Annotated in this window: 13 protein-coding genes and 2 pseudogenes; 9 read left to right on the plus strand and 6 right to left on the minus strand. The window is 70.3% G+C overall.

Going from position 1 to position 18,730, the window contains the following annotated elements; all coding sequences use genetic code 11:
* Positions 1 to 9 precede the first annotated feature (9 nt).
* Genes ABZ826_RS14475 through ABZ826_RS14485 form a run of 3 tightly spaced genes read left to right on the plus strand, consistent with a single transcriptional unit; the run spans position 10 to position 3,811 of the window.
* Entirely contained in the window at positions 10 to 1,242 is a 1,233-nt protein-coding gene (locus tag ABZ826_RS14475) for a tyrosine-type recombinase/integrase (protein WP_361446990.1), read from the plus strand.
* Positions 1,239 to 3,383 carry a tyrosine-type recombinase/integrase gene (locus ABZ826_RS14480; protein ID WP_361446992.1) on the plus strand — a complete coding sequence of 715 codons (2,145 nt, stop codon included), beginning with the start codon at positions 1,239 to 1,241 and terminating at the stop codon, positions 3,381 to 3,383. Before ABZ826_RS14475 ends, ABZ826_RS14480 begins: the two co-directional genes overlap by 4 nt.
* Positions 3,384 to 3,388: 5 nt before the next feature.
* A complete protein-coding gene (locus tag ABZ826_RS14485) occupies positions 3,389 to 3,811 on the plus strand; it encodes a DUF6262 family protein (protein WP_361447197.1) in 423 nt (140 codons plus the stop codon).
* 11 nt (positions 3,812 to 3,822) lie between these two features.
* Here ABZ826_RS14485 and ABZ826_RS14490 read toward each other — a convergent pair whose 3' ends face one another.
* Positions 3,823 to 4,341 carry a DUF4303 domain-containing protein gene (locus tag ABZ826_RS14490; RefSeq protein ID WP_361446994.1) on the minus strand — a complete coding sequence of 173 codons (519 nt, stop codon included), beginning with the start codon at positions 4,339 to 4,341 and terminating at the stop codon, positions 3,823 to 3,825.
* A gap of 75 nt (positions 4,342 to 4,416) precedes the next feature.
* Between ABZ826_RS14490 and ABZ826_RS14495 the strand changes: the two genes are divergently transcribed.
* The 4 genes and pseudogenes from ABZ826_RS14495 to ABZ826_RS14510 form a co-directional block, all read left to right on the plus strand.
* Positions 4,417 to 5,436 (plus strand): Tn3 family transposase, encoded by a 1,020-nt coding sequence (locus ABZ826_RS14495; RefSeq protein ID WP_361446996.1) that lies wholly within the window; start codon positions 4,417 to 4,419, stop codon positions 5,434 to 5,436.
* Between the two features lie 198 nt (positions 5,437 to 5,634).
* Positions 5,635 to 7,023 carry a CoA transferase gene (locus ABZ826_RS14500; RefSeq protein WP_361446998.1) on the plus strand — a complete coding sequence of 463 codons (1,389 nt, stop codon included), beginning with the start codon at positions 5,635 to 5,637 and terminating at the stop codon, positions 7,021 to 7,023.
* Between the two features lie 294 nt (positions 7,024 to 7,317).
* The gene (locus ABZ826_RS14505; RefSeq protein WP_361447000.1) at positions 7,318 to 8,187 is read left to right on the plus strand and encodes a recombinase family protein; all 870 of its coding nucleotides are present in this window, start codon (positions 7,318 to 7,320) and stop codon (positions 8,185 to 8,187) included.
* A 351-nt stretch (positions 8,188 to 8,538) separates the two neighbouring features.
* A pseudogene (locus tag ABZ826_RS14510) lies at positions 8,539 to 8,640 on the plus strand (DUF1203 domain-containing protein); the annotation flags it as partial.
* An 86-nt stretch (positions 8,641 to 8,726) separates the two neighbouring features.
* Here ABZ826_RS14510 and ABZ826_RS14515 read toward each other — a convergent pair.
* The 4 genes from ABZ826_RS14515 to cseB all read right to left on the minus strand — a co-directional run bounded on the left by ABZ826_RS14515 (position 8,727) and on the right by cseB (position 14,362).
* Positions 8,727 to 11,294, minus strand: coding sequence for an FtsX-like permease family protein (locus ABZ826_RS14515; RefSeq protein ID WP_361447002.1), 2,568 nt, complete (start codon positions 11,292 to 11,294; stop codon positions 8,727 to 8,729).
* Between the two features lie 56 nt (positions 11,295 to 11,350).
* Positions 11,351 to 12,154 (minus strand): ABC transporter ATP-binding protein, encoded by an 804-nt coding sequence (locus ABZ826_RS14520; protein WP_361447004.1) that lies wholly within the window; start codon positions 12,152 to 12,154, stop codon positions 11,351 to 11,353.
* Between the two features lie 205 nt (positions 12,155 to 12,359).
* A complete protein-coding gene (locus ABZ826_RS14525; RefSeq protein ID WP_361447006.1) occupies positions 12,360 to 13,616 on the minus strand; it encodes a HAMP domain-containing sensor histidine kinase in 1,257 nt (418 codons plus the stop codon).
* Positions 13,616 to 14,362: a two-component system response regulator CseB gene (gene cseB, locus ABZ826_RS14530; RefSeq protein ID WP_361447008.1), complete on the minus strand. Its 747-nt coding sequence runs from the start codon at positions 14,360 to 14,362 to the stop codon at positions 13,616 to 13,618. Before cseB ends, ABZ826_RS14525 begins: the two co-directional genes overlap by 1 nt.
* A 653-nt stretch (positions 14,363 to 15,015) precedes the next feature.
* On the opposite strand from cseB, the pseudogene ABZ826_RS14535 reads away from it, so the two are divergent.
* Positions 15,016 to 16,054 (plus strand): annotated as a pseudogene (locus ABZ826_RS14535) (cytosine permease).
* Between the two features lie 58 nt (positions 16,055 to 16,112).
* Positions 16,113 to 17,078 (plus strand): LLM class flavin-dependent oxidoreductase, encoded by a 966-nt coding sequence (locus ABZ826_RS14540; RefSeq protein WP_361447010.1) that lies wholly within the window; start codon positions 16,113 to 16,115, stop codon positions 17,076 to 17,078.
* Positions 17,079 to 17,157: 79 nt separating this feature from the next.
* Here ABZ826_RS14540 and ABZ826_RS14545 read toward each other — a convergent pair whose 3' ends face one another.
* A complete protein-coding gene (locus tag ABZ826_RS14545; protein ID WP_361447012.1) occupies positions 17,158 to 18,576 on the minus strand; it encodes a sugar porter family MFS transporter in 1,419 nt (472 codons plus the stop codon).
* Between the last annotated feature and the right edge of the window lie 154 nt (positions 18,577 to 18,730).

Here is an 18,730-nt window from a genome sequence, read left to right on the forward strand (position 1 = left end):
GTGTTGGACGTGACGACCGTGAATGATCTCTCGGGGTTCCGTACGCAGCGCCTCACTCTCGATGGGGGCGAGCGGACGTGGACCGTGCTGGGCTGTGACCACCGGGTGGTGGGACCGGCGGAGGAGTATCTGGAGTACCTGCGGGTGCAGAAGGTCTCGCCGAACACGGTGAAGTCCTACGCCCGGGCCCTGGCATTGTGGTGGCAGTATCTGGACGCCTTCCGCCTGGTGTGGGACGCGGTGACGTTGGAGGACTTCGGTGCCTTCCTGACCTGGCTGCGGACCGGCGAGGGCCCCCAGGTCGCGGCATTGACGCCAGGGCAGCCCCGGTTCGGTGAGTCGACCGTCGCGGTGCGGCTGCGCGCGGTGCTGTCCTGCTACGAGTTCCACCGGCTCAACGGGATTGATGTCGGCGGGGACCTGCACCGCCTGGTGCACGGGGGCGGTGGCCGCTACAAGCCGATGCTGGAGCACATCGCGCGCCGTAAGGGTCGTCGTCAGACTGTTATCCGGGTACGTCAGCAGCGTCCCGCCGTGCCCCCGGTGCTGACGCCCCGACAGATCGACAGGGTCTGCGACGCGTGCGCGGTCTGGGATCCAGCGGCGGGTGAGTGGTGCGGTTCGGTGCGCGACCGCCTGCTGTGGGCGCTGCTGGCTGAGACTGGACTGCGGCTGGGTGAGGCCCTCGGGCTCCATCACCGTGACTGGCACACCGGCCGAGGCGATAGCCCGTTCATCGAGGTCGTCCCGAGGGAGCATCCGCACGGGCTGCGGGTGAAGGGCGGCGGCTACCGCAAGCTCTACGTCTCCGATGAGCTCGACCGGCTCTACGGCGAGTACCTGTGGCAGCTCTGCGATGCCGGGGCCGACCTGGCGGTCGCCGACCTCGACGGCTGGTACGTCTTCGTCAACCTCGCCCGCGAACCGCGGTTCGCCCCCTGGAAGCCGGACAGCGTCTACGACCTGGTCGACCGGCTCCGCCGCCAGCTGGCCGGGCAGGTCCCGGACGGCTGGACACCCCATTGGTTCCGGCACAGCCACGCCACAGCACTTCTGCTGTCCGGAGTGCCGATGCACGTGGTCAGCCGCCGGCTCGGCCACACCGACGTCCAGACCACGATGAACACCTATGCCCACGTCACCGACGACGCCGAGCTGCGGGCCGTGGCCGACTGGAAAGCACTGACCGCTGGGTGGCGAGCCGCCACCGAGGCGGCCGGCCTGATCGGAGCCTGCTCATGAGCGTCATCGCCACACTGGACAAGCTCAGCGAGCCGGTCGGCTTCCACCCGGAAACCCTGGATGTCCTGTGGTCGCAGATCCCGCCGGGTCTGCGAACGCTGACCTGGCACTCGCCGGACATCCCACCGGAGTTCGCAGGGGGCTTCACCCGCCCTGCAGGCCAAGATCTCAGCCGCCGGTTCAATCTGGACTTCGCTGTCCTTCCTCCCGTCATCGCGCGTGAACTGACCTGGTGTGCTTGGAAGTTCATGGACACCGGCGCCAAGGTGCAAGTGCCCACCTTCCAGACCCTGCTGCGGCGGCTGAACGAGGCGTTCGAGTCCATGGACGTGGTCCCGGTCTCGCTGCTGGAGCGCACACCGCAGTGGTGGTTCCATACCCTGGCCGTCACTCGGGCCCGGCGGACGGGTGAGCTTCCCGCGCTCACCACGCGCCGGGCGATGGAGCGCCTGCTGCGGAGCTGCTACCGGATGCTCTGGTGGGCGTGTGACGAGCGGCCCTGGTGGCAGCGCGAGACCTGGGGGCTGCGGCTCGACGCCCGCATCCCTCGACGTCCGCACGAACCACAGGGAGCAGGGCGTCTGCACTTCCATAGCCTGGAGCCGCTGTGGCTGCGGCACGGGTTGCAGTGGTACCTGAAGGTCCACCTGGAGACCAGCGAACTGACCTGGTCCACCGCTCGGGCCCGCCGGGGCGGTATCGGCATCTTCAGCGACTACTTGGCCCAGCGGCCCGTGCCCGGCCCTTGGCTGTGCGATGACGCCGCCGCGCTGAGGGCCTTCATGCTCGACTACCGCAGCTACCTGTGCGAACTGCCCTCCCGCGGTGGCCCGAACCGCGGCGAGCCGCTGTCGCAGTTGCGGATCACTGACCTGATCACCGATGTCGAGCAGTTCTACGTCTTCATGCACGACAACCGGGAGACGGCGACCCGCGCGCTCGACGAGCCCGGCTGGTTGCGTCTGGGTCCGCATCACACCGTGCTGTGGCGCCGCAGCGAGAAGAAGCGCCCCCGCGTCCGCCCCGACCTGCAGTACGTCATCGACGACGGTGCCTTCAGCCAGATCATGGCCAACATCCACCTGCTCGGATCCCCGGAGGATGAGAGCGGCCTCGGGGACCAGCAGGTCATGAACGTGCTGATGCTGCTGACCCGCACCGGACGACGGATCAGCGAACTCGTCATGCTCGACCGCGACCCGCTGCTGCCCCTGAACCGCCCTACCACGGCCCCGGACGACGAAGGCGCCTTCGTGGCCAAGCTCCGCTACCAGCAGACGAAAATCGACAAGGCTCCGGACACGATCCTGGTGGACTCCGAGATCGTCGCCATCATCACAGCCCAGCAGCAGTGGGTCGACGCGCACCGGGCTGACGACTGGATCCCTGGCACCCGGCCGAAGTACCTGTTCCTGGCGCGCAAGCTCAACCGCCGGGCCGACCGGCCGCTGACCGTGGAAGTCGTCCGCGAGAAGCTCAGCGAGTTCGCCGCCCGGCTCGACATCCGTGATGAGGCCGGGCGGCTGGTGGACTTCAACCGCACCCACCGTTTCCGGCACACCCGGGCCACCAGTCTGCTCAACGCCGGCGTCCCGATGCACGTCGTCCAGCGCTACTTCGGACACCTGTCTCCGACCATGCTGATGAATTACGCGCAGACCCTCGCCGAGACCCACGAGCGCGAGTTTCTGCGCTACCGGAAGATCACCGCTGACGCCCGCGAGCTGACCACCGACCCGCGCGACCTCTACGACATGCTGGAGCTGGACAAGCGCACTGATCGGATCCTGCCCAATGGACTGTGCCTGCTGCCGCCCCGTCAGGTCTGCGCGAAGGGCAACGCCTGCCTGACCTGCGACAAGTTCGCCACCGACGCCACCTACCTGCCCGAGCTCACATCCCAGCGGCACCGCACCGACCAGCTCATCGAGGAACGGCAGGGGGCCTTCACGGCCCGCACCGGCCAGCCGATGGGCGAGGACAACATCTGGCTCGCCGGACGCCGCCAGGAGCAGGACGCCCTCGGCCGCATCATCCTCAAGCTTGAAGCGACCCGGCTCGCCGACGAACCCCAAGCCGTCCGTGGGGCCGGCGTCGGAGCCCGCACCGACGCCATCGCCCGCAGCCAGGATCGGAGGTGACCAGCATGCGCGGCAACCCCGACAACCTCCGCCAGGCCGCCGCCCGCAAGAGCGCCGCCGCCCAGACCCGGGCCGAACAGGGTCTGCGCGAGATGATCCGCACCAGCCAGCCCATCACCTTCCGCGGCCTCGCACAGACCGCCAATGTCTCACTCGACTTCCTCTACCGGTGCACTGAGATCCGCCAGCGCGTCGAACAGCTCCGCGCCCAGCAGCAAAATCACCCACCGCGAGCGGCCGTGGACCCCCCCGACGACTCGCCCAGCAGCGTCGTCCGCACCCTCACCACCCAGCTCACCGAGCTCAAGCAGCGCCACCGCAACGAAGTCCGGGCACTCCGGCAAGCCCTGGAGACCGCCCAGAGCGAGAACCTCGAACTACGGCGACGCCTCGGTCCGCGGCAAGCTGCCCAGCCCGAGACTTCCTGACCTCGACCTCTTTATGTATGTGGCGACGCGGCATGGAGCCAGCGAGCGAACTGACCAGCCTGACCCGGCGGATTGAGGCGGCGGATCCATTCCGCTTCTCGGACCGGGTCTTCGAAGTCGGAGACGGCGAAGACGACAACGTGTTCTGTGCCTGTGCCGAAGACGCCGTCGTCGACGAGTGATTCCAGCGCCGTGACGCACGCCTCGTACACCGCTTCGCGACGCTGGACATACTCCTCGCCATCGGCGAACAGCCGTCGGCACAGGGCAGCGAAATGCTCGTGACCGATGCCCTCCAGCGCCCACTCGGCCGGGCTCCACAGGTAGTACTCAGAGTTATCAGGGTCTTCCGCCTGCGCTCGGGCGAGATGTGCCCGGGTGTTCACCGAGCAGCACACCGTCACCGCGTCGGCATCCGAATACAGGGCAAAACCGCAGTAGTCCTCCTCCGCCTGGGTACCGACAATGCTTTTGAAGGCCGCGCGCGCGGCACGAAGCACCTCTGCTCGCAACGAGCCCAACTCCAGCATCTCGCCCTCCTGCGGCCACAGTCCGGCCTCATCATGCGGCCACGACCTCGCCGTCGATGGCTGACCGCCCTCAGCATGCACCACGGAGCGAGAGCCCGTTCGCTGCCCCGCCATGACGGCAGACTGACGCTAACTCTCGATACCCAGAGCCGCAATGCCCCTGAGCAGGCGCTCACCAAGGCTCTTACGGACGCGACCGCAATTGTTCTACCTGCACAAACAGCACTCAGTCACCCGTTCGCCCCGGATACCGTGTGGGAGGCCGTCTACATCATCGAGGGCCTGCTGAAGAACACGTCCGAGGTGCAGCCGACCACGGTGCACGCCGATACCCAGGGCCAGAGCTTCCCTGTCTTTGCGCTCGCCCACCTCCTGGGCTTCGACCTGATGCCCAGGATCAGGAACTGGAAGGAACTGACCTTCTACCGGCCCTCCAAGCAGACGGAGTACGTGCACATCGACGCCCTGTTCGGCGAGCCGGGCAAGAACACAATCGACTTCGACCTGATCGAGTCCCAGTTCCGCCACCTGATGCGCGTGGCCGTCTCCGTACGCGAGGGCACCATCTCCTCCTCCACGCTCCTCAAGCGCCTGCGCTCCGGGTCGCGGAAGAACGCCACGTACGCCGCCTTCCGTGAGGTCGGCCGCGTGATCCGCACCGTCCAGCTCCTTCGGTATCTGTCGGATGCGCCGCTGCGCCGGCGGGTGACGGCGGCGACGAACAAGGTGGAGTCGTTCAACCGGTTCTCCCAGTGGATCGGGTTCGGCAACCGCGGCGTCATCGCCGACAACGACCCGGTCGAGCAGGAGAAGGCGATGAAGTTCAACGCCTTGCTCACGAACGCGGTGATCTTCCACAACGCCCTGGACATCGCGGAGATCGTGCGGCAGCTGTTGGACGAAGGGTGGGAGATCGACCCGGAGGACCTGGCCCACATCTCGCCGTACCTGACCGAGCACATCAACCGGTTCGGCGAGTACTCCACGCACGAGCTCGGCATCCAGCCCGACGCGTACGACCCGAAACTCGACGTCGACTTCACCCCGCTGCGCGAGCAGGACCTGACCGCCGCCGGCCTCGGCCAGGCCGCCTGACACAGGCCCGGCCGGTGACCTTCGTTCAGCCCGGGCGGGCGTGACGTACCTGCTCCTACGTCATCGCCGACGAGCGGCCGAGTCGGGCGCCGCGGGCGCGGGCGGCGTCTCTGGCCGAATCTCAGTAGTACGTCGGCAAGTGCCTGGGTCCATAACGCAACCCTTCCCATAAGTGGCACTCAGTGTCACAGTGTGGGCATGAATTCTCCAATTATCTCGGGGACCTCGCAGGCTTGGGCGGCACTGGGTGCCGATTCCTCGCTGCTCGACCGGGTGTCCTACGGCGGTCCGTCCGGAGGGCTGCCGGCGCGGCTGCCCGTCATGGAGCTGGCGCGGGCCACCGTCGCGGTGTGCTCGCTCGCGGCCGCCGAGCTCACTTCCGTACACACGGGGCGCCCCGTGCCCCGTGTGCGGGTCGATGACGAGGCAGTCGCGACGGCGTTCCTCAGTGACCGGTTGGTGCGGGCCGACGGGCGAGCGTGGTCGACCTTCTCGCCGCTGTCACGGTTCTGGCGGGCGACCGACGGATGGGTTCGTACGCACGCCAACTACCCGCACCACCGGGCCCGATTGCTCGCCGCTCTCGGGGTGCCGGGGAACGCCGACGAGCAGGCGGTGGACGCGGTGGCCCAGGCGATCGCGGGGCTTACTGCGCTAGAAGTGGAGGAGACCGTGTACGCGGCGGGCGGTTTGGCCATCGCGGCACGCGGCCCCGAGGACTGGGCCAAGAGCGAGCAGGGGGTCATGGTTGCGGGGCAGCCGCTGCTGACGACGGCGCGCATCGATGAGGCCCCGGATCGGATGCTCGGTGATGCCGCACTACCGTGCGCGGGGCTGCGCGTCCTGGATCTGACCCGAGTACTGGCCGGACCGGTCGCCACCCGAACGCTTGCGTTGCTCGGCGCTGACGTGCTGCGGATCGACGCCCCACAGCTGCCAGAAAGTCAGGAGGCCCACAACGACACAGGGATGGGGAAACGCTCAACCACCCTGGACCTGGGAGAGGCCACCGACCGTAGGATCTTCGAGGAACTGCTCGATGCGGCAGACGTGGTGGTCACCGGTTACCGGCCGGGCGCACTGGAACGGTTCGGACTGACGCCCGAGGCGCTCGCCGAGCGCCGACCGGGTCTCGTCATCGCCCAGCTCTCCGCGTGGGGCCGTTACGGACCGTGGCGCGAGCGGCGCGGCTTTGACAGCCTGGTCCAGGTGGCCACCGGCATCGCCGAGCTGGAGGGCTCGCCGGACTCGCCCGGTACTCTGCCCGCTCAGGCACTCGACCACGGCACCGGCTATCTGCTCGCGGCCGGTGTCCTGCGCGCGCTCACCGAGCAGCACCGCACGGGCGGCACACGGCTGGTCCGCCTGGCGCTGACGCAGACCGCGCACTGGCTGGTCCACGACCTGGCACCCGCTCCGGGCGAGGAAGAGGGCTTCGACGCCGAACACTGGCTGACCGAGACCGATAGCCCCATGGGCCGGCTGCGGCACGCGCTGCCGCCGGTGTCGTACGACGGGAGCCCGGTGAACTGGGCACGCCCGCCGGGTCTATGGGGAACGGATGCCCCGGTCTGGAGCGGCGCCTGACGAATACCTTCGGGGCGTGCGCCCATCACGCCGACGCAGTCGTGTCACGGCCGCCGGGAGTCGGACGGCCATGACACCGCATCGCCCCTCATGGCACTGCACGGAGGCGTGGCAGGAGTCGGCCAGCGGCATCGGCGTCACTCCTGGCTCCTGCCCCGGAGCGAACAAGCGCGCTTCATAGGTGGTCGCTCGTGAAACACTTGATCGTTCGGCGGTCCACCTGCGGCAATCATGTTTCATGAGTTGTTGCAAACGACTGGACTCCTGAAACACCCTCATGAAACGCTCCGGGGCGTGAGCGACGACTTCAAACGTGTTGAATCGCACGCCTGCCCGATGTCCGCCTGCGCCGCCCCCGCGGGCTCCCCGTGCCGGACCGGCAAGGGCAAGGTGGCCATCCAGTACCACACCGCCCGCTTCCGCCTCGTGCCCCAAATCGCCAAGGCGCTCAGCGTGCCGACCCCGGCCGTACGCAAGCCGGGGTCGATGTGGACCGAGCTGCCGCGGCCGGTGAGCGCCGGCACCGAACCCGTCGGGCACGTCCGCCTCGGCTACGCCCGCGCCTCGACCGCCCGGCAGTCCCTCGACGCACAGCTCGACTCCCTCGCCGAGGCCGGGGTCACCCGGGTCTTCTCGGAGAAGATCTCCACCCGCGCCACCCGGCGCCCCGAGCTGGAGGCCGCCGTGAAACTCGCCGGGGAGATCCGCTCCTCCGGCGTAGCCGTCACGCTCGTCGTCCACGAGCACAAGCGGCTCGGCCGTGGCATCGAACTCGCCATGCTCGCCGAGGAGCTGAAGGCGAGCGACGTCGGCCTGGAGTTCCTCACCGGAGAGCTGAAGGGCTCGCACGACCCGTCCGGCATCGTGTTCACCGTCCTCGCGGCCATGTCCGGGATGGAACGCGAGTACATCCGCGACCGCACCCTCGAAGGCCATGAGTCCGCCCGCAAGCGCGGCAAGACCATCGGCGGCGCCAGCGTCGCAGACGAATCCATGCTGTCCATGGCTCTCCACCTGCGGGAACAGGAGATGAGCCTGCGCGACATGGCCAAGCGGCTCGTCATCACCATCGGCAAGAAGAAGGGCCAGCATCCGTCACCGGCAACCGTGATGCGGATGCTGCGCGAGTACGACGAACAGGCTGCCGTGGTCTCGGCACCGTAGAAGACCCGTCAAGGCTTCAAGATCATCCCGTTGCCCCTTTAACGCGTATCTCGGTCACACCCCTACGCAGCCCACCGTGCGAAAGGCGCCCGACGACACCGACACGGTCACCGAGGAACTGGAGCCGGCCGCCACGGTGCCCGCGCCCACGGACGGCAGGGGACGGTGACGACGCTATGGCGGCAGGTCCTGGCCGCGCTCACCCCCGCTGCGTGCCAGCCATACCTCCGGTCTACGCCCATCGCCGCCGAGTGCCACCGGCCTCTTTCCCTCGCACGCCGCGTGACCTTGACGCCGGGGTGCGCTGCGCTATTCGTCACCCTGCCGATGCCGAAGGCCCCGGCGTCCGCCTTCGACGCCACTCTCGATGAGGCTTTCCGTTATTCCCGGGTGGCGCTTGTGCACGTGCGGGCGGTCGAGTACGGCTGCTTCCACTTCGAGGTGTGGCGGCCGCGACAGCGCCGCCGCCCCGCAAGGACGATCCTCCTGCGGGACGGCGGCACCTCACCGTCCGGCGGCGCACGTCCGGCGGCCGCACGTCACCCCTGGGCGACCGCCTCCAGCGGGCTCAGGGAGGCGGCCCGGCGGGCCGGGAGGGCGGCGGCGAAGACGCCGATCGTGAGGGAGACGGCGACCACCAGGAGCAGGGTGCCCCAGGGCAGGGAGGTGGTGTAGCCGGACATGGCGCCGCCGGCGAGGGGGCCGACCGCCCAGGCGCCGAAGACGCCGCCGGCCAGGCCGAGGAGGGTGCCGAAGGCGGCGACGGTCAGGGACTCCAGGCGGATCGTGGTGCGGACGGTGGCGCGGTCGGCGCCGATGGCGCGCAGGACACCGATCTCGCGGGTGCGTTCGGCGACCGACATGGCCAGGGTGTTGACGATGCCGAGCGCGGTGATGACGACGCCGAGGGCGAGGACCCCGTACATCAGGGTGAGCAGGCTGCTCATGGTGCCGGCGCCTTCGCGGACGAGGGCCGCGCGGTCCCGGACCTTGAGGAGCGGGTTGTCGCCCACCGCGCTGCGCAGTCGGCGTTCCAGGGCGGGCGAGGTGGCGCCGTCGTCGGTGCGGACGAGGAGGCGCTGGACGGAGCCGGGGTTCCAACTGTCCTGCTGCACCTCGCTGCGGGCGCCGAGGAGGTCTCCGGTGGTGGGGTTGTCCTGGTAGACGCCGGCGACGGTGAAGGTACGGGGTTCTTGGACGCGGCCGATGGTGGCCTCGATCGTGTCCCCGGTGGTTAGGTGCTGTTCGCGGGCGAGGGTGGCGGAGAGGGCGATGCGGCCGGGGCCGATGCCGGCGAGGGAGCCGCTGGTGAAGTCGAGCTTCATGGTGTCGCCGACGGTGGCGGGGTCGACGCCGGCGATGCCCTTGGCCGTGGCGCCGCCGAGGATGATGGTGGCGTCCGACACGGCCGTGGTGGTGCGTACCCCGGGGGTGTCGTCCACGCGGCGGGCGGCGGCCTGGTCGATGCCCTGCATGACGCTGGGGGTGCTGATGACGTAGTTGGCGCCGAGGCCGGCGGCGGTCCGGGCATCGATGGCCTGGGCGCTGGAGTTCCCGAGGACGGCGAGGCCGGCGACCATGGCGGTGCTGAGCATGAGTGTGGCGGCGGTGGCGGCGGTGCGGCGGGGGTCGCGCAGCGCGTTCTCCCGGGCGAGGCGGCCGGCGAGGCCGAAGCGCCCGAGAGGACGGCCGAGCAGACGGATGACGGGGCCGGCCAGGACCGGTGCGGCCAGGAGGAGGCCGACGACGAAGACCGCGCCGCCGAGCAGGGCGGTGTTCAAGTTGGCGTCGGAGGCGTCCTTCGCACCGCGCAGGGACAGCATCACCGCGCCCCCGGCGACGACGAGGGCGAGCCCCGCCAGGCCGCGCAGCCGGGACCGGGTCGCGGAGGGCTTCTGGTCGACGGCGCGCATGGCTTCGACGGGGGCGACCTTGGCGGCCCTGCGGGCGGGCAGCCAGGCGGCGAGGACGGTGACGCCGACGCCGACGGCGAGCGCGGCCAGGACCGGCAGCGGGCCGACGACGAGCGGCCCGGAGGGCAGCGGGTCTCCGGTGGCGGCCAGGATGCCGGGCAGGGCGGCGGCCACGCCGAGGCCGAGGACGAACCCGGCGGCGGAGGCGACCAGGCCGGTCAGGACGGCTTCGAGAAGGACGGAGCGGGCGACCTGGCGGCGGGAGGCGCCGATCGCGCGGAGCAGCGCGATCTCCCGGGTGCGCCGCGACACCAGCATGGTGAAGGTGTTGACGACGAGGAAGGAGCCGATGAACAGGGCGACGACGGCGAAGATCTTCGGCATCTTCTGGTGGCCGCGGGTCATCATGTCGATGCTCATGGCCTGCTGGGCGGCCTGGGCGGCGCCGGAGGAGGTCTCGGCGCGGTCGGCCGGGAGCAGGGCGGTGACGCGCTGGTCCAGGGCGGCCTGGTCGGTGCCGGGTTCGGCGTACAGGTCGATGGCGCTGTAGTGGCCCGGGGTGGCGAACAGGCGGAAGGCGGTGGCCTTGTCGAAGACGGCGAGGGTGCCGCCGGCCAAGACCCGGGGGTCTGTGGTGGAGACCAGGCCGACGAGTTTCTTGACCATGACCGGCCCGTCGGTGGCCAGGGTGATGCGGTCACCGACCGTGAAGTGGCCCGCGGCCGCGGTGCCGGTGTCGACGGCGACCTCGTCAGCGGTGCGCGGGCCGCGGCCCTCGACCACGGGGTAGCGGCGGTCCTTGCCGTCCTTGCCGGGGACGTAGGCGTCGGCCGGGTGGGCCCAGGCCGAGCCGGCCCGCAGCGGGGTGCCGTCCGAGCCGTTCATGACGGCCGAGCCGTCGGCGGTGGGGCGTGCGTCGGCGACGCCGGGGAGCGCCGCCAGCTTCGCGACCAGCGTGTCGTCCAGTACGCCGTCGTGCGCGGTGACGGCGGTCCCCGGAGGGGGGTCCTTGGGCTTCACGGTGAGCACGATGTCGGAGAAGTTGTGCGAGGCGGCGGCGCGGAAGGCGGCGGCGGAGGAGTCGGCGAAGACCAGGGTGCCGCTGACGAAGGCGACGCCCAGGCAGACCGCGAGGACGGTCATGGCCAGCCGGGCCTTGTGCGCGAGGGCGTTGCGCAGGGCGGTACGGAGCATGGGGAGAGACCCTGAGGTGAGCGGGGGCGGGCGGACCGGGGCGGGGTGAGCGCGGCTCAGCGGGTCCGGGCGTGGACGCCGGTCGCCTGCGTGTCGAGCGCCTTCATGCGGTCCATGACCCGCTGTGGGGTGGGCCCGGTCATCTCGTCGACCTGGCGGCCGTCGGCGAGGAAGACCACGCGGTCCGCGTAGCCGGCGGCGACCGGGTCGTGGGTGACCATGACGACGGTCTGCCCCAGCTCGCGCACCGAGTCGCGCAGGAAGCCCAGGACCTCGGCGCCGGCCCGGGAGTCGAGGTTGCCGGTGGGCTCGTCGCCGAAGACGATCGCGGGGCGGGAGGCCAGGGCGCGGGCGACGGCGACGCGCTGCTGCTGGCCGCCGGAGAGCTGGGCGGGACGGTGGTTCAGGCGGTCGGCGAGGCCGACCATGGCGACGACCCTCTCCAGCCAGCGGCGGTCGGGCTTGCGGCCCGCGATGTCCATGGGGAGGGTGATGTTCTCCAGCGCGGTCAGTGTCGGCAGCAGGTTGAACGCCTGGAAGATGAACCCGATGCGGTCGCGGCGGAGTTGGGTGAGCTGGCGGTCGGTGAGCTTGCCCAGCTCGGTGGTGCCGATTCGCACCGAGCCGGAGTCGAAGGTGTCGAGACCGGCGGCGCAGTGCATCAGCGTGGACTTGCCGCAGCCCGACGGGCCCATGATGGCGGTGAACTCGCCCTCCCGGAAGGCCATGGTCACACGGTCCAGGGCGAGGACTCGGGTGTCCCCGTCGCCGTACACCTTCGTCAGGTCGGTGACGGCGGCGGCGACACCGTTCGCCCGGGACGGTGCGGATGTGTCGTGGCCGTGGCGCACGGCGGTCATGGGGGACTCCTCTTCGGCTGCCGGAAGGTGCGTCTCGAAGAGTGCCGGGGGAACGTATCGGGGCCGGGGGCGGCGTGTATCGGTTGCTGCTCGGGTTGGTAGCGGTTCCGCGCGACCGCAGGCGCCGGTCGTCGTACCGGTACGGACGGCATCGTGCCGGAACGGACGGCGCCCTACCGGTACGGAGAGTCTCGCGTCGGCGCGCTCAGCCCGGCAGCAACAGGGTCGCCACCGCCCCGCCGTCCGGGGCGTTGTCCAGTTTCAGCTCGGCGCCCAGGAGCCGTGCCTGGCCCTGGACGATGGTCAGACCCAGGCCGTGGCCGGTGCCGCGCTCCTTGGCGCCGGTGTGGAAGCGGCGCGGGCCGTCGAGGAGCAGTTCCAGGGGGAAGCCGGATCCGTGGTCGCGGACGACGACGGTCCGGCCCTCGACGGTGACCCGGACCGGGGCGGCGCCGTGGCGGTGGGCGTTGACGACGAGGTTGCCCACGATGCGTTCCAGGCGACGCGGGTCGGTCTCCACGGTGTGGGTTCCCGGCCCGCCGACCACGTCGACCTCGGCGTCGACACCGGTCCGCGTCACCGCGTCGCGCACCACCGCGTCGAGCGGGACGCGGGCATGAACCGGTTCCTCGGCGCCGGCGTCGAGCCGGGAGATCTCCAGCAGGTCCTCGACCAGGCTGCGCAGGTCGCGGACGCGGGCCCGGACCTGGTCCTCGGTCTCGCCGGACGGCAACAGGTCGGCGGCGGCCAAGAGCCCGCCGACGGGGGTGCGCAGCTCATGGGCGACGTCGGCGGTGAAGCGGCGTTCGCTGCGCAACTGACGGCCGAGGGTGTCGGCCATACGGTCGACGGTGGCGGCGATCTCCGCGACCTCGTCGTCCCCCTTGACCGGCCCGGTCCGGGTGTCGAGGTCGCCGGCGGAGATCCGGCCCGCGGTCTCGGAGACCCGCTGGAGCCGCCGGCCGAGGAAGCCGGCGCCGTAGACCGCCAGCGGCAGGGCGACCGCCAGCGCGACCAGCGAGGCGACGGCCATGGACGCGTCGAGGCTGCGGACGTCGTGCAGGCGCGGGCTCATGTTGGCCCGGACGGCCATGATGCGGCTGTCCGGGCCGCCGACCCGCTGGGCGGCCCACATGCTCGGCCCCAGATTCCCGTCGATCCGCGGGTCGTAGGCCGTGTGGGGTGTGCCGTCGTCGAAGTGCCGGAGGGCGGCGGGCAGGTCCGGCGGGTCGAGTTCGGCGCCGTCCGGCAGGGCGCCGGTGCGATGGTAGACGTCCATGGCCGAGATGAGGCGGTTCCAGGCGTCGGCCCCGGCCTGGGACTGGACTCCGTCGGCGGTCCACACGTGCACCAGCACGCCCACGGCCACCGCCACCAGACAGGCCGTCGCCGACGCCAGCGCGGCGATCTTCCAGCGCAGCGAGGCGCGGCCCGGCCACAGCCGGCGCAACGGGCCCCTCATCACCGCTTCAACTTGTAGCCAAAGCCGCGGACCGTCTCGATCCTGTCCCGGCCCAGCTTGCCGCGCAGCCGCTGCACGCACAGGTCCACGACCCGGCTGTCGCCGTCCCAGCCGTAGTCCCAGACGTTGCGCAGCAGGGTGTGGCGCTCCAGCACGATGCCCGGGTGGGCGGCGAACTCCAGGAGCAGTTTCAGCTCGGTGGGCGTCAGCGCCACCGGCCGCCCGGCGAGGGTGACCTCCAGGCCGCCGGTGTCGACGGTCAGGTCCCCGAAGACGAGGACGTCCCTGCCGGGCTCCGGCGTCGCCGTCGCCAGCCCGTCCTCGGCCCCCGGCCCCGGTGCGGGGGTGGGCGCGTACGTGGCCCGGCGCAGCAGGGAGCGGATCCGCGCGACCAGGACGCCGGTGTCGACCGGCTTGACCACGTAGTCGTCGGCCCCGGCCTCCAGGCCGCCCACGATGTCGACGCCGTCGCCGCGGGCAGACATCATCAGAACCGGCACCAGGCTGGTTTCGCGGACCCGGCGACACAGGCCAATACCGTCCAGGCCGGGCAGCATGACGTCCAGGATCAGCAGATCGAAGCGGTCCGCGCGGAACGCCTCCAGGCCCGCCAGGCCGTCGGCCGCGGCCCGCACCTCGTACCCGTAGCGCTCCAGGGCGACGGTAAAGGACCGACGCATCAGGTCGTCGTCCTCGACCAGCAGCACACGGACGGGCGGCCCAGGGGCCGGAGCGGGCGAAGACACGGAATCACTCCTGTTTCCTGTGCGGATCACGGACGGCCGACCCGACCTCGGTTGCTCGGGAAGCAGCGAAGGACGCGGGCCGGGCGGTCCTGAAAGGAACGATAAGGGAGGGACCGGGCAGTACGACGCTGCGGCGTCAGACACGCAGCGAGCTCTTCCGTCACGAAACGCGCAGGTCAGCGCAGCACACGCCCTCTCCGAGCGACCTGCTCCGCTACCCTGCGAGCCGATGGATGACCGTTCGAGCGCTGCCCGACACCTGATCGATACACGATCCGCCCGGAGCGTTAGGGCGGAGTCGCGGCGGATCTCGTCGTAGGCCGGTTGTCAAGGCAGTCGCGAGGCTGGCTCACCAGATCAAGCAGCGGGGCCAGAACCGGCGGCCCTTTTCGCTCCCGCCTACATGCGGACGACGGGGATCTAGCGCCCCGCTTGGCCCCGCGCTGAGGACAGACGCATACCGAGAACCCCGAGCCCAAGGCCATGATCAATCTCAGCGCTACTTCCTGTACCGCAACTACTCAGACCCGAACTCGCGACGTCTCAATATCCGACGTCGTCAGTCACCGCCCGCACGGAACGCCCCGAAGGACCACTCCCGCATCCACTCCAACCGTTATGCACCTTTTGGCGGTAAAGGTACGATCCTGTCCGTGGAGACCCGGGGCCCGGAGCCCGTCCCCGACAGCGAGCGCACCGGCCGGGTCCGGACCCTCTTCCCCACCTGGGCCGGTGCGAATCCGACCGTGCTGCTGGGAGCAGCTTCCTGGTGTCGGGGCTGGGGATGCGGGCGGTGCGGGCCTGCTGCACCGGGTCGATGCACCTCTTCGCCTGCTTCAGCGTCCTCGTACTGATCCACCTGATCAGCAGGACCGACTGGCACGACGTCCTGGACAAGCCCGCCGGGCCGACGGCGAGGGTGATCACCGGGGTCGGCACCCTGGTGGGCGGCGGGATCAGCCGGGTTCCGGCGGGTCCCGACTTCGCCCGCTGTCTGCCGCGTACCGCGTCCGGCCCCGCCATGGTCGGGGCGACCGTGAGCGGCGCCGGGATCGTGTGCCTGCCGCTGGCACTGATGGGCGCCGTGATGGCGGTCGCCACGCCGGGGCCGGCCGTCACCCGGGACCCGGTGTCGTTCATCGGGGCCCAACTGCCGGGCAGGCTCGCGGTGCCGTATCTGCTGATGGCCGTCATCGGCATGGTGCTGATCAATGCGATGTCGCTGTATTCGGGCGGTTTTACCGCGCAGACGCTGAACGCAGGCATCAGTCTGTTCCTGGGCGCACTGCCGATGATGACGGCGGCGGGCTTCACGAATTCCTTCGTCTCCTTTCTGACGCTGCTCGCGGTGACGTTCTCGGCGTGGATCGGGGCCTTCGCCGTGGATCAACCGCGGGGCGCAGATACGATCCGGCGGCGCTCCTGGACACCACGCCGTCCGGCGCCTACCGGTACACGGGAGGCTTCGCCGCGGCGGCCGTGACCGCGCGGACCGCGGGCCTCATGGTGGGACTGCTCTTCACCGGCGTGCAGTGGTTCTCCGGCCCGTTCACCGACACCTGGATCGGGCGCCACGGACTGGGCTGGGCGGCCACGATCACCGTCTCCGCCGAGCTGTACGCGGTCCTGCCACGCCCCGCGGCGCGGAAGGGCGGGGGCGAGCCCGGTGGCGACGCGCCTCTACACTTCTGACACCCCGTCAGCTAGTCTCCCGGCTCGCCGAGTGCGCCCGACGAAGGGGACAAGCGTCATGGCCTTCACAGTGGTCCGGTTCAATCTCGTCGATCCCGACGCCACCCACGAGTCGCTCTCGGCCCGCTACCGCGCCGCGCTGGAGATGGCCGCGTACGCCGACGAGCACGGCGTCGACACGGTACAGACCGAGGAGCACCACGGCGTCGCCAACTCCTGGCTGCCCTCCCCCTTCGTCTTCGCCGGCTCGGTCTTCGGCGCCGCCCGCCGGATCGCGGTCACCGTCTCGGCGATCATCGGCCCGCTGCACGACCCGCTGCGGCTGGCCGAGGACATCGCGGTCCTGGACCTGCTGAGCGCGGGCCGGCTGGTCACCGTGGCGGGGATCGGCTACCGGCCGGAGGAGTACGAACAGGCGGGCGTCGAGTGGGGCCGGCGCGGCAGGCTCCAGGACGAGCTGCTGGAGACCCTGCTGCAGGCGTGGACCGGGGAGCCGTTCCCGTACCGGGGCCGTACGGTCCGGATCACTCCGCGCCCGTACACCCGGCCGCATCCGCTGCTGCTGGTGGGCGGCAGTTCGCGGGCGGCGGCGCGGCGGGCGGCCCGGTTCGGGCTGCCGTTCTTCCCGAGCGCGCATCTGCCGGAGTTGGAGGCGTACTACCACGAGCAGCGTGCGCGGTTCGGGACGGACGGCTTCTGCATGATGCCGTCCGCCCGGACACCGCTGCTGCATGTGTCCGAGGACCCGGACCGGACCTGGGCGGAGTACGGCGAGCACTTCCTCCACGAGGCGCGCACATACGCCTCCTGGCAGTCCAAGGACATCCGCTCGGCCGTGCGCTCGGCGGCGACGACGGTGACGGAGTTGCGGGACGAAGGGGTCTACCGGGTCGTCACACCGGCCGAGTGCGCCGCGGCGGCCGGGGAAGCGGAGAGCCTGGTGCTGCATCCGCTGTGCGGCGGGATGCCGGTCGAGGAGGGCTGGCGCAGCCTGCGCCTGTTCTGCGGCGCGGTCGCGCGTTGACCGCGGCGTACCCGGAACCGCCCCGGCTCCGCGGGTGCGGGCCGGGGCGCTCCGTGGACGAGGAGAGGGACAGCGGGGATCAGCCCATCTCCTCCAACGCCTTGCCCTTGGTCTCCTTCACGAACTTGAGCACGAAGGGGATCGAGAGCGTGGCGAAGCATGCGTAGATGATGTACGTGCCCGACAGGTTCCAGTCGGCCAGGCTCGGGAAGCTCGCGGTGATCGCCCAGTTGGCGATCCACTGCGCGGACGCGGCGACACCGAGCGCCGCGGCGCGGATCCTGTTCGGGAACATCTCGCCGAGGAAGACCCAGACGATGACGCCCCACGACAGGGCGAAGAAGAGCACGAACACATGGGCGGCGACGAGCGCCACAATGCCCTGGGTGTGGGGGAGTTTGCCGCCGACCAGGGGGGCGGAGAAGGCCCATGCCTCGAAGGCGAGGGCGATGGCCATACCGGTGGAGCCGGCCAGCGCGAGCGGCTTACGGCCCACCCGGTCCACCAGCACCATCGCGATGACGGTACCGATGATGTTGATGATCGACGTGGTGAACGAGTAGAGGAACGAGGCCGACGGGTCGATGCCGACGGACTGCCAGAGCGTCGCCGAGTAGTAGAACGCCACGTTGATGCCGACGAGTTGCTGGAAGACCGAGAGGCCGATGCCGACCCAGACGATCGGCAGGAAGCCGACGCGCCCGCCGAGCAGGTCCGCGAACTTGGACTTGTGCTCACGCCGCATGGCGGTCTCGATCTCGGCCACCCGGGCGTCGAGGTCGACGGACGTGCCCTCGACCTCCGCCAGGATCTGCCGGGCGCGGTCCTTCCTGCCGACCGAGATCAGAAACCGCGGCGACTCGGGGATCGCCAGCGACAGCAGCCCGTACAGGACTGCGGGGACGACCATCACGCCGAGCATCCACTGCCAGGCCTCGATGCCGCCGATCCTGCCGCGCTGATCGCCGTCGGCGAGCTGCAGGATGCCGAAGTTGACCAGTTGGGAGATGGCGATGCCGACGACGATCGCGGCCTGCTGGAAGGAGCCGAGCCGGCCGCGATAGGCGGGCGGCGAGACCTCGGCGATGTACGCCGGGCCGATCACCGAGGCCATGCCGATGGCGAAGCCGCCGATGATGCGCCACATCGCCAGGTCCCAGAGCGCGAACGGGAGCGCGGAGCCGACGGCGCTGATAGCGAAGAGCACGGAGGCGATCTGCATGCAACGGATGCGGCCGATACGGTCGGCGATGCGTCCCGCCGTGGCCGCGCCGATCGCACAGCCGATCAGGGCGATGGCGATGACCTGGGCGAGCGTTCCCGAACCGATCTCGTACCGGCCGCGGATGGCCTCGACGGCGCCGTTGATGACGGAGCTGTCATAGCCGAACAGGAAACCGCCCATCGCCGCGGCCGCCGTGATGAAGATTACATGGCCGAGGTGGTCCGGGTGGGCCGCTCGGGCTCCGGACGCCGGTCCCTGCGAGGTGCTGGTCACTTGAACTCCTGATGCCTGGCCGCGTCGTCAGGTGTGGGGGGACGAGCTCTTGTGGGGCGCGAGCTCTACCAAGTGGCGCATGACTTTCCGCCTGCCACCACTTGAAGATAAAGACGACGCTGCAGAGAATATTCGTTCAAGTTCCGAAGTCAAT

The organism is Streptomyces sp. NPDC047515, from assembly GCF_040643055.1.
Classification (GTDB): domain Bacteria; phylum Actinomycetota; class Actinomycetes; order Streptomycetales; family Streptomycetaceae; genus Streptomyces.

Bases quoted from the DNA above. Each gene is read 5' to 3' on its own strand.
- ABZ826_RS14520 (WP_361447004.1), bottom strand. From the start codon at position 12,154: ATGACCGCCGTGCGCCACGGCCACGACACATCCGCACCGTCCCGGGCG.
- ABZ826_RS14495 (WP_361446996.1), top strand. From the start codon at position 4,417: ATGCACCACGGAGCGAGAGCCCGTTCGCTGCCCCGCCATGACGGCAGA.
- ABZ826_RS14480 (WP_361446992.1), top strand. From the start codon at position 1,239: ATGAGCGTCATCGCCACACTGGACAAGCTCAGCGAGCCGGTCGGCTTC.
- ABZ826_RS14500 (WP_361446998.1), top strand. From the start codon at position 5,635: ATGAATTCTCCAATTATCTCGGGGACCTCGCAGGCTTGGGCGGCACTG.
- ABZ826_RS14485 (WP_361447197.1), top strand. From the start codon at position 3,389: ATGCGCGGCAACCCCGACAACCTCCGCCAGGCCGCCGCCCGCAAGAGC.
- ABZ826_RS14515 (WP_361447002.1), bottom strand. From the start codon at position 11,294: ATGCTCCGTACCGCCCTGCGCAACGCCCTCGCGCACAAGGCCCGGCTG.
- ABZ826_RS14490 (WP_361446994.1), bottom strand. From the start codon at position 4,341: ATGCTGGAGTTGGGCTCGTTGCGAGCAGAGGTGCTTCGTGCCGCGCGC.
- ABZ826_RS14525 (WP_361447006.1), bottom strand. From the start codon at position 13,616: ATGAGGGGCCCGTTGCGCCGGCTGTGGCCGGGCCGCGCCTCGCTGCGC.
- ABZ826_RS14540 (WP_361447010.1), top strand. From the start codon at position 16,113: ATGGCCTTCACAGTGGTCCGGTTCAATCTCGTCGATCCCGACGCCACC.